Annotated in this window: 10 protein-coding genes and 1 pseudogene; all 11 read right to left on the bottom strand. The window is 63.7% G+C overall.

Going from position 1 to position 9125, the window contains the following annotated elements; translation table 11 throughout:
* Positions 1-159: pseudogene (locus sphsw_RS02140) on the bottom strand (type-F conjugative transfer system protein TraW); the annotation flags it as partial.
* Between the two features lie 8 nt (positions 160-167).
* Entirely contained in the window at positions 168-680 is a 513-nt protein-coding gene (locus sphsw_RS02135) for a S26 family signal peptidase (protein ID WP_235188249.1), read from the bottom strand.
* 19 nt (positions 681-699) lie between these two features.
* Positions 700-1356 carry a TrbI F-type domain-containing protein gene (locus sphsw_RS02130; RefSeq protein WP_031439156.1) on the bottom strand — a complete coding sequence of 219 codons (657 nt, stop codon included), beginning with the start codon at positions 1354-1356 and terminating at the stop codon, positions 700-702.
* The gene (locus sphsw_RS02125; protein WP_031439155.1) at positions 1353-1694 is read right to left on the bottom strand and encodes a hypothetical protein; all 342 of its coding nucleotides are present in this window, start codon (positions 1692-1694) and stop codon (positions 1353-1355) included. The genes sphsw_RS02130 and sphsw_RS02125 overlap by 4 nt, the downstream gene beginning before the upstream one ends.
* A 5-nt stretch (positions 1695-1699) precedes the next feature.
* Positions 1700-4282, bottom strand: coding sequence for a type IV secretion system protein TraC (gene traC, locus sphsw_RS02120; RefSeq protein WP_031439154.1), 2583 nt, complete (start codon positions 4280-4282; stop codon positions 1700-1702).
* Complete coding sequence (locus sphsw_RS02115) at positions 4279-5235, bottom strand: hypothetical protein (RefSeq protein WP_031439153.1); 957 nt, start codon at positions 5233-5235, stop codon at positions 4279-4281. Before sphsw_RS02115 ends, traC begins: the two co-directional genes overlap by 4 nt.
* Positions 5232-6110, bottom strand: coding sequence for a DsbC family protein (locus sphsw_RS02110; protein WP_031439152.1), 879 nt, complete (start codon positions 6108-6110; stop codon positions 5232-5234). Before sphsw_RS02110 ends, sphsw_RS02115 begins: the two co-directional genes overlap by 4 nt.
* A complete protein-coding gene (locus sphsw_RS02105; protein WP_031439151.1) occupies positions 6097-7434 on the bottom strand; it encodes a TraB/VirB10 family protein in 1338 nt (445 codons plus the stop codon). Before sphsw_RS02105 ends, sphsw_RS02110 begins: the two co-directional genes overlap by 14 nt.
* Positions 7435-7437: 3 nt before the next feature.
* On the bottom strand, positions 7438-8256 hold the full coding sequence (locus sphsw_RS02100; RefSeq protein ID WP_031439150.1) for a type-F conjugative transfer system secretin TraK: 819 nt from the start codon (positions 8254-8256) through the stop codon (positions 7438-7440).
* Positions 8253-8825 carry a type IV conjugative transfer system protein TraE gene (locus tag sphsw_RS02095; protein WP_031439149.1) on the bottom strand — a complete coding sequence of 191 codons (573 nt, stop codon included), beginning with the start codon at positions 8823-8825 and terminating at the stop codon, positions 8253-8255. Before sphsw_RS02095 ends, sphsw_RS02100 begins: the two co-directional genes overlap by 4 nt.
* Position 8826: 1 nt before the next feature.
* The gene (traL, locus tag sphsw_RS02090; protein ID WP_031439148.1) at positions 8827-9117 is read right to left on the bottom strand and encodes a type IV conjugative transfer system protein TraL; all 291 of its coding nucleotides are present in this window, start codon (positions 9115-9117) and stop codon (positions 8827-8829) included.
* Positions 9118-9125 lie beyond the last annotated feature (8 nt).

Raw genomic sequence — 9125 nt, 5'->3', positions numbered from 1 at the left:
CCCGCCGCTGGCCTGAAGACGCTGCAGGCGGGCCTCGATCGTCGCAAGCAGATCCGGCTCGATAATCGGAAAGACCTGGCCGACGACGCCGTGATCGCTCGCTCGCGTGGCCGAGGTCAGCGACACCGATAGCAGGGCGACGATCGCGAAGGACTCGATCGCTCGCTTCACAGGATGGGCTGCCCGACACCGACAATCTTGTTCGAGCAGGCGTAGCCGATCGCAGCATAGCGGCTGTCGAAACCGTCCTTGTGCGGGCTGCCGACATAGTAGCAGCTCTGCGGGATCACGCCCGTCGGGCCAGCAAACAGAGGCTCGCCCAGTTTGGTGACAGGCTTCATGTGGCTGACGAGCTTGCCGGCGACGAACACATCCGCGCCGCGGTGCACGACGGTGTCACCGGGCATGCCGTAGACGATCTTGCCGAACATCTGCTTCTTCGCACCGAAATGCTTGATGACGAGCGGCACGGCAGGCGGCACGAAAAAGACGTACTCGCCGCGCTTGGGCACTGCCGTCTTGTGAATCACGAATGCCCAGTTCGGCAGCGATTCCGAGGCGTTGATGAGCAGCCCGTGCGTGTCCCGCCACTCGGCGATCGCGTTCAGCGAGATCCCACCGGCGACGAACAAGCCAAGCGCTGCCCAGAGGCGTTTGCGGGGACGGAAGCCCTCAGCCACTGCTGGCGCCGCAATTGCGTTACTGGCCACCGGGACCACCAAAGCTTGAGACCATGGCGCCGGCAACCGACGGATCAACCGGTGCGACGTCCTGCGCAGTGGCGGGGGCAGGCACTGCGGCAAAGGGGTTCGGCGCGGCGGGAACGGGTGCGACCTGCGCCATTTCGACAGGCGCGATCGCCGGCGCGGCAGGAACCTGACCCTGCATCATCGAGCCCATTTGCGCTGGCGTCGCCGGCATCGGTGCCTTCACGCCCGAGGCATAGACGGCTTTAGCCACGTCGGCCGTGATGTCGGGCACGCTCTTGGACAGAACTGCCTCACCCACGAGAACAACCTGACCAGCCGCACCGCGACGCTGCAACTCCGTATCGAGCGATGCCATGAACGTGCGCATCTGCGCCTGGACCTGGTCGGGCGGGGTCGCGCTGCGGGCTTGCGCCTGAACGTACTCGCCAACGATCCGGGACAGGTCTGCCTTGACGATGTGCTGCGGTTTTTCAGCGGCCACAACCTTCGTGACCCACATGGCCCAGACCAGCGCGAGGACGAGCGCCGCACCGATCAGCAGCTGCCCGGCGGTGTAGCCTGCGAACACCGTCTTGCGCCGGACAGTGATCGCGGCAGGAGCGGTCACGGCCGGCTCAGCCGTGGCGGTGTCGACGGCCTCGGTCATGCGCTGTGCTCCCGGCGGGCAGCATCACGCGGCAAAATAGCGTGACGGCGGAAGAACATGATTGCGCCGGAGATGACCATATGAACGATACCGACGATCATCTTGAACTGGTCGAGCCGGCCAACGTCCGCTGCGAGGTAGCGGCTGGTCAGGTTCTGCAGATGGTTCATCATGCCATCGAGCGAGAAGCTGCCGATGAGCAGGAAAAACAGGACGAAGACGCCCCACGTCATCAGCAGCGTCGTGGCCATAAAGCCCGCGAAGTGCAGTCCGAAATAGAGGAAATAGCCGTAGTCGAACTTGCGCTCGACATGGAGAGGCTGAAGAACGGTTGCCATAGCTGTCACTCCGCTGCGATCGCCAGCGCGTCATCGGCGCTCGGATCGGTCCATTTCTCGGGGTTGTCGGGGTAAGCGACCCGTTCGATCGCCTCTTCCATCGTCAGACCCTGCGCGAGCAGGTCATGGATGGCCGCGAAGGTGCGGGGCGATGACGAGTAAACCGTCGCAGAATAGGGATCGAGGACGAGCCGGCCGACCGCCAGGGTCTCCGGACCCTTGATCATCACGTCGGAATATTCGGAGCCGTTGCGCTTCAATGAGCGGAGCAGCGCGTCAGTGTAATCGTCCATCTCGAAGCGATCGTGCTTCTTGAAGTCGGCGATCGTCTCCGCCTTCTGCTGCAGGATGACGAACCAGTCGCTGTTCTCGAGTGCCGCCTTCGACCCGTCCGACTTGTAATAGTCGTTGAGGCTCTGCGTGGCGGTCACCAGCGACGCACCGTATTTCCGGCAGGTACGCGCATAGGCTTCGATGAAGTCGGCCATCGAGCCGCCCTTGAGCATCTGCCACGCCTCATCGAGCAGCAGTGCCTTGGGGCCAGAGCGGTCCTCGCGACGCATGGCCTGGCTCGCCATGAACATGATCGCGGTTAGGGCGACCGAACGAAGCTCCTCGCGCGACGACAGATCCGACAGTTCGAACACCGTCAGGTTGTTCTTGAGCTGGAAGGACACCTCGCCCTCGAAGAAGCGGCCATAGGTGCCGTCGGTCGAGAAGGGGCGCATCGCGATCGCGAGATTGATGGCGAGCGGGTTTGTAGTTTCGTCGAGCGCCGCGATGACGTCGTTGACCGAGCCTTGCCGACCTTTCTCCGCCCAGACCTTGTTGATCGCGCCATCGATCAGGCCGCGCTCGGTATCGTCGAGCTTGTCGATGTGCCGCGCCATCTGGTTCACGATCGATTTGAGCATGGCGAAGCAGTCCATGAGGTAATCCTCATCGGTCTCCGCCAGCACCGGATCGATCATCGAGAACGGGTTGATGCAGAAGCCCGAGGACATCGTAAACTCGACGAACGCGCCGCCCTGCAGCTTGCAGGAATGCTCGAACGAACGGCCGTCATCGATCACGACGACCTTGGCACCGGCGCCGACCATTGAGGCGCACAACTCCTGAAGGGCCACCGACTTGCCCGAGCCCGACTTCCCGAAGACGGCCACGTTATGGTTGCCCGCCGTGTTTTCGAATGGCGACCAGAAGAAGGGCTGACCCCGCCTGCCGATGAGCATCAGGTGCGGGTTGTTGCCGCCAAGATATTCGCCTTGCAGCGGCATCAGGCTGGCAGCGGTCGTGGTCAGTACAGTGCGCAGTCGCTTCATGTTCTTGAGGTCGAACGACAGGCCGTTGGCCATCGTCATCGGCATCGCAGCGAGCAGTCCCTGGATTTGCAGATAGCGATCGTCGAGGAGGTCCCAGCCTGCCGCGCGGTACACTGACTTCAGGACACGCTCGTTGGCGTCGCCCTTGCCCTTCGGGCTGAACGAGGTGACCGAGTAGAAGGCCTGCACCAGCTTGCGGCCCTGGCGCAGCTCGTCCTTTACGAACCGCCACTCTTCGGACTGGTCCTTTAGCTGTGGTAGCATGCGCGCGGACTTGCTGTCGGCGAGGCTGGTGGTGCGCATGAATTTGCGGCCCGCCCGCTGCCCGGAGGCTTCGGCGTCCGGGAAGTCGAGGCACAGGTTGGTCGACACCGGGCAAGGCATGCGCAGCTTATCGGCGAACATGTCGCCGATCAGCTTGGCCATGTCCCAGGGTGCCCAGCGCTGCGGCAGGTTGCGCACCGAGAAGGAGCGCACGTCAAACGTGTCCGGGTAGATCTCGCCAATCTCAGGCGCGTTCTCGACGGTCTTCCCGGTAGGCCGGAAGCGCTCGGTGCGCAGCAGGATGCGGTCCGGCTCGATCTTCATCTCCAGATCATGGCGCACGGCCTGGTCTGCGATCGGGTCGAAGGGATTGTAGGTGATCGTGTCATCACCCGGCGCCGTCGTTGGCGAGGTGATGTCATCGATCCACGAGATGAGGCCCTTGGGGTCGACTGCGCGTGCATGGACGCCGAGCGACTCCAGCGCGGAGATCAGCCCCTCCATGACCGAGGTGATTTCCTCGTTCGAGACGCGGCTCGATTCCGGCGTCGAGTAGGACAGGCCGAGACGATGATTACGCAGGCAGAAAGGCGCCGATGCCGACAGCGAGTTCCAGACGCCGCCCATCAAATACTCGGTGCGGTGCCGCGCCATGCGCTCGTAGATGCCCGATGCCGAATAGCGTGGCATGTACCACTGCGACAGCTTCTCGCTGATCCGCGGGCTCATCCAGCCATGCACCTGCAGGGCACCCGGCGTCGGAATGCCCTCGGACAGCAGCTGTGCCAACATCTCGTGGCTTTGCTCGGTCGCGCCGATCATCGGCGTTGCCTCGAGGAAAAACCCGCGCGACGCGCTGTTGTAGTAGATCTGCGTCTTGGGGTCGTAGCCGCGGTAGGGCAGCCAGTGGACGAACCGTGGGACGGCTGTGTCCGGACGGCCGTTCTCAGGCTTGGCGGAGTCACCAAGAAGGGTGGAGAGCAGGCCTTTGAAGATGCTCACTGGACAACTCCGGGGAACGAGGATGCGCGCAGCACCGGCAGCGGGTTCGCGCTCTTTGCCGCCTCCCGCGCTTCGGGCTCGGCACGGGCAAGGCCGGCACGAACGGCCGGATTGGCGCCGACCGCTGCGATCGCGGTGCGCCCGGCCGGGGTCACGTATTTCGGCGTGATAACCGCCGAGGCGGACGAAACGACCGGACGGACTGGCGCGGGTGAGGTGAGAGGCTTGGCGCTGGTGCTCATGCCAACCGATACCGGCACGTTTGTCGTGGGGGCCGCTGGCTTGGAGCCATAGGTCAAAGCGGTAGGAGTGCGGAGAGCGGAGGGTGACACCGAAAGGCGGCGCGGGGTCTTCGAAAGACGACGTGCGACCTGGTCCTTGATGTCACCGACTGGATCGGCCTGAACCCGTGCCGCGGCAACAGCAGCGGCGCTCGGCATGTCCGGATCAGCAACGGAGGAATCCTCCATCACGACGGGAGGATCGGCACGGTCGACGGCCGCTAGCAGCGTGTCGCCACCCGTTGCCGCCTGAACCTGTGCCGGGGTCGTAGCGACAGCGTTGCTCGCAAGCGCGCGCTGCCATTCACCGCGCTCGACGACGGCATGAACTGCAGTCTGTTCGTGCAGGCGGCCGGCGCCATCGATCTGCGCCGGGAAAACGATGCGGAGAACCCGCTCCTGGCTACGCGCAGGCACAGCAGCGGCGGTGTCGAAGCCCCGACCAGCGCTCTGCGGCGCGCTGTACGGACCAGCTGGCGTGATCATGCGATCGCCGTCCTCGCCCGCGATCATCGCAAGCGCGCGATCATCGATCGTGGAGCTGGGCGCACAGATCCCGTCGGGTGCCATGCAAGAGAAGTTACCCTTGATGTTGCCGCCCATCGTCGTGCAGCCGGTCATCATGGTGCCAGACGCCAGGGCGACAGCGAGACAAACGTGGACCTTGTTCACGACCGGCCTCCAGCGATGAAGGAAGCGAGTGCCTCCTTGGGACGATAGCCCTCGATCATCGCGCCATCGGCGCGGACGATGACGGGTGTGCCGTTCAGGCCATGCGACCGGGCAAAGCGCTCATTGGCATCGAGGCCCGAGGTGTCGCAGGTCGCGGCGTTGCGCAGTGGCTCGCCGGCATAGGCCTGATGAAGCGCGGTCTCGCGGTTCTTGGCGCAGTACACCTGATTGGCGAGGTCGCGGCTGCTCAGTACCGAGATCGGACGTTCGACCACCCTGACGTTCATCGAGCGCAGCGTGTTCGACAGCGCGCGGCAGTAGCCACAGCGAAAGTCACTGAAGACCGTAACCGTCTTGCCCGATTGATTGCCCCAGACGATCGCGCCGTCCTTAGGGAGACCGTCGAGCGAAATGCGCGACGGCGTCGCCGGCGCCGTAGGCTGCGCACCAGCGCCGACCGCCTTGGCGATCGGGGGCTCACCGCTATCGGCCGCGTTGTTAGCCTTGGCGGCACCGCCGATCAGCGTGTCCGGATTGATCTCGAGCAGTCGGGTCGCGGTCAGATCCTGACGCGTCTCCATGTCGTAGACCCGGCCGATGACGAGGTAGCGCCCCGAGCGATCGACGTAGAACAGGTTGTTGCCCGCCGTCACTTCGCACAGGCCATCGACAACCGCGCAGTCGACCTTGCTGACCTTCGTCTTGGGCAAGCGCGCCTTGAGAAGCGAGATCACCGATGCGTTGACGGGACGAAGCGCCGCATAGGCGGCTTTCGCGCCGATCGCAGCGGCGATGAATGCCGCAATGATCGCGAGGAGGATGAATACCCGTCCCGCGGTGATGCGCTGGTCGGCGCTGCTATCAGTTCCGAACATAAACACCCTCCAGGAAGACGATCTCGACGTCGACGCCGGTCGGCATCTCGATGACCGGTTGGTACTGCTCGGCGCGCTCGATCAGGTATTTCGAGACCATGTCGCCAGCCTCGCCCACGCCGTTGCCAACGCCGCCCTGGGCAATGTCACCAAGACCAAGTTGCTGGCGCTTGCCGTTGACCTGGACGTTGGTGCCCTGAAGGAAGGAGTTCGAGTTGGCGGCGAAGCCCTTGCCGATCCCGCCGACGAGGCCGGCGATGAAGGCTTGGCTGACCAGCGACCCCTCCCGGCTGACAACGCGGCCACGAACCCCGGTCTTGCCGCCAAATGCGATGAAGCCTTTGACCTCGGATACCGCGTAGCGACCGCCCGGTTGCGGGCAGGTCATCTTCTGCAGCTTCACATAGACCTTCTCGCTCGACAGCTCGCCGCGGGCGGCGCCGTTGATGAGGCAACCTTGGATTTTCGTGGTCAGAAGCTTGCCGTTCTGCAGCACCGATCGCGCAGGACCGGTGACGCGCAGGACGACGGGCAGGGGGTCGGTCTGGCTGTTGACGCCGGCTGCTGCATCGACGCCGACGATGACCTTGGCGGTAGCGAAGGAGTTCGGCGGAAGATAATTCGGGCTGTCGGTATAAACCGTGCTGCCCTTCGAGACGCGTGACGCGTTACCAGCCTCGGCCGAGCCGAACGACACCATCTTAACTTCGCTCATGCGCGCAGGAGCGACGTCGGGGACATTGCCGGCGCCGGGAGCGCCAGGGCGACCGTACATGGCAGTGCTACCCGGGCCGTACATTGCCTGTGGCCCGGGCACCGGCGCGGGCGCGGCCGCGCGCTCATTGACCTGACGACGGAGCTGGTCGTTCTCAGCCTGATAGGCAGAGACGACACGCTGACCGTCTGCCGACATCGACTGGTTTTGCGCGCGCATTGCATCGAGTTGCTCGGCGAGCTGCGCGACGCGGGCGTTGGTGCCCTCGACACCCTTCAGTTGGTTCTCGTTGGACTGGAAGCGGTTTTCAGACTGCGCCATCCACTCCTGCTCGGACTTGGTCTTGTTGGTCATGTCGCTGACCGAGACCGTCTTCCTGTCCGCGCTATCGGGATCGATCTTTTTGACCGCGTCGTCACCGCCGAAGATCCAGAAGGAAGAGGCGACGAGGACTACGCCGCACCCGGCAGCGAGCTTCATCTGCTGCTTCTTGCGGGTCTCTACGTTGCCATCCAGTTCCGAAGCGATCGGGGATACACCGTCGCCGTCGACGACTTCAGGAGCGTCGAGCGGCTTACGCTCGCGAGAGACGATATCTTTGATGCCCATGGCTTAGTTTCCGTTCCGCGAGACGAGGTAGGCGGTCGTGACCCGACCCGGCGCCAGCTTGGGTTCGGCGATCGAGACCGCGAGCGCGCTCGATGGCGCCACGCTGGCCTCGGTCAGCACCGTTTCCTTGGTGCCCTTGTTTTCAATGCGCAGGACGCGGCCGGTAAGAGCGTCGCCGCGATATTCAGCGATCATCTGAACCTTGAGGTCGCCGACATAGACGGGCTTGAGCGAGCGCTGACGCATCTCGAAACCGTCGACCGTCTTGTTGGCGTACATCGCCTGCACCAGCGTCACAGCGGCCTCTTCCGGCGAGGACGTCTGTGTGACCTTGGTGGTCGTACCGGCTTCCGCGGCGTCGGCCTTGGCAATCGCGGGGTTCGAGACGAACACCTGCACCGCTTGGTCGCCGCTGATCCGGCACTGGAACTTGTAGACGTAGCCGCGCTTGCTGGTGCCGAAGAACGACAAGACCTGACGACCAAAGCCTTCCGGCACCGACAGGTAGATGTCGCCGCGAACAGGCTCGTTGACGACCGAGAAGTCGTCCGATGGGTTGCCCGTGTTAATCTTGGACACGCCCGCGAACTCGTCGCCGACGAGGCTGATCCGGGTGAGGTCCTTGGCGGACGCGTTGCAGGATACCTGCGCACCGTCGTCGGCCATTAGCATCTGGTCGCCAGCCGCGAAGGCCGGGGCCGCAAAGACGAAGATCGCCACGGCGATTAGAGCGGCACCGGCGATGCGGCTGAGCCAGCAAAAGTTGCGGCTGGAGAGGGCAGTGCCGAGCGCAGCGCTGCCAAAGGCGTAGATTGCGGTCACATCGCAGCTCCCGGACGGGTCTTGGGTTGGACCATGCTGAAGCCCACAAGCTTCAGGGTCATGCCGGCATATTCCCAGTCGTAGACAAAGGTACGCTGCTCGGATGAGACGATCTTCTGACCGATGACCGTGTTGAGCTTGCCCGTCACGGTGGACTGGAGCGCCTTTGGGTCGATCTCCATGCCCTCGAGCGTGAAATACTGCGACATGCTGGAGCCGCGCTGCTCATCGACGATCTTGAGAAGGTCGGCTTTGATCTTGCCCTGTGACTTGGGCGAGACGATCGCGAGGACCGACTTCATCCAATAGTCGAGACTGCTCGGCGTGCGGTTAAGCGTCAGCACGGCCGTGTCGCGGGTTACAAGCTCCAGATACTCGCGCGAGACACCCGACGTGGACAGTGTGACCGGCGAGCCCAAAACAGGCTGCAGCACGATTTCGCGGCTACGTGTCGCCGACATCAGGAGCAGGAGCGCAACAAAACCGGCAAGAACCAGTGCGGCTATACCGAGGACATTACGCTGGCGAAGGACGCGCTGGCTTTGCGCGTGCTGGTAGGAAAAATCCATGTCAGCCCACCATCAGTCGGAGGTAGGAAGGTGGCGTGGCGCGCAGCGACGGGAAGCCGCCTGGCAGATGCCAATACGCCAGATGAATCAGCCACGACGTTGCCCGTCCCGCCTTGGCCCTCCTAAGGGCCCACCAGCCCAGGACGGCTAAGCCGATCCCGATGACGATGTGTTGGGACAGGATCCCCCAAGTGAAGGGGATAACCATCGCGAGGAACTCGTCGAGCGTCCAGAACCCGATCAGCTCAGGATCGTCGAGGTGCGATGGGATCACGTACTTATCGGCTGACATCACGCCAC

This window comes from Sphingomonas sp. FUKUSWIS1, assembly GCF_000733135.1.
Classification (GTDB): Bacteria; Pseudomonadota; Alphaproteobacteria; order Sphingomonadales; family Sphingomonadaceae; genus Sphingomonas; species Sphingomonas aerolata.
This window is presented reverse-complemented; position numbering and strand designations above follow the sequence as displayed.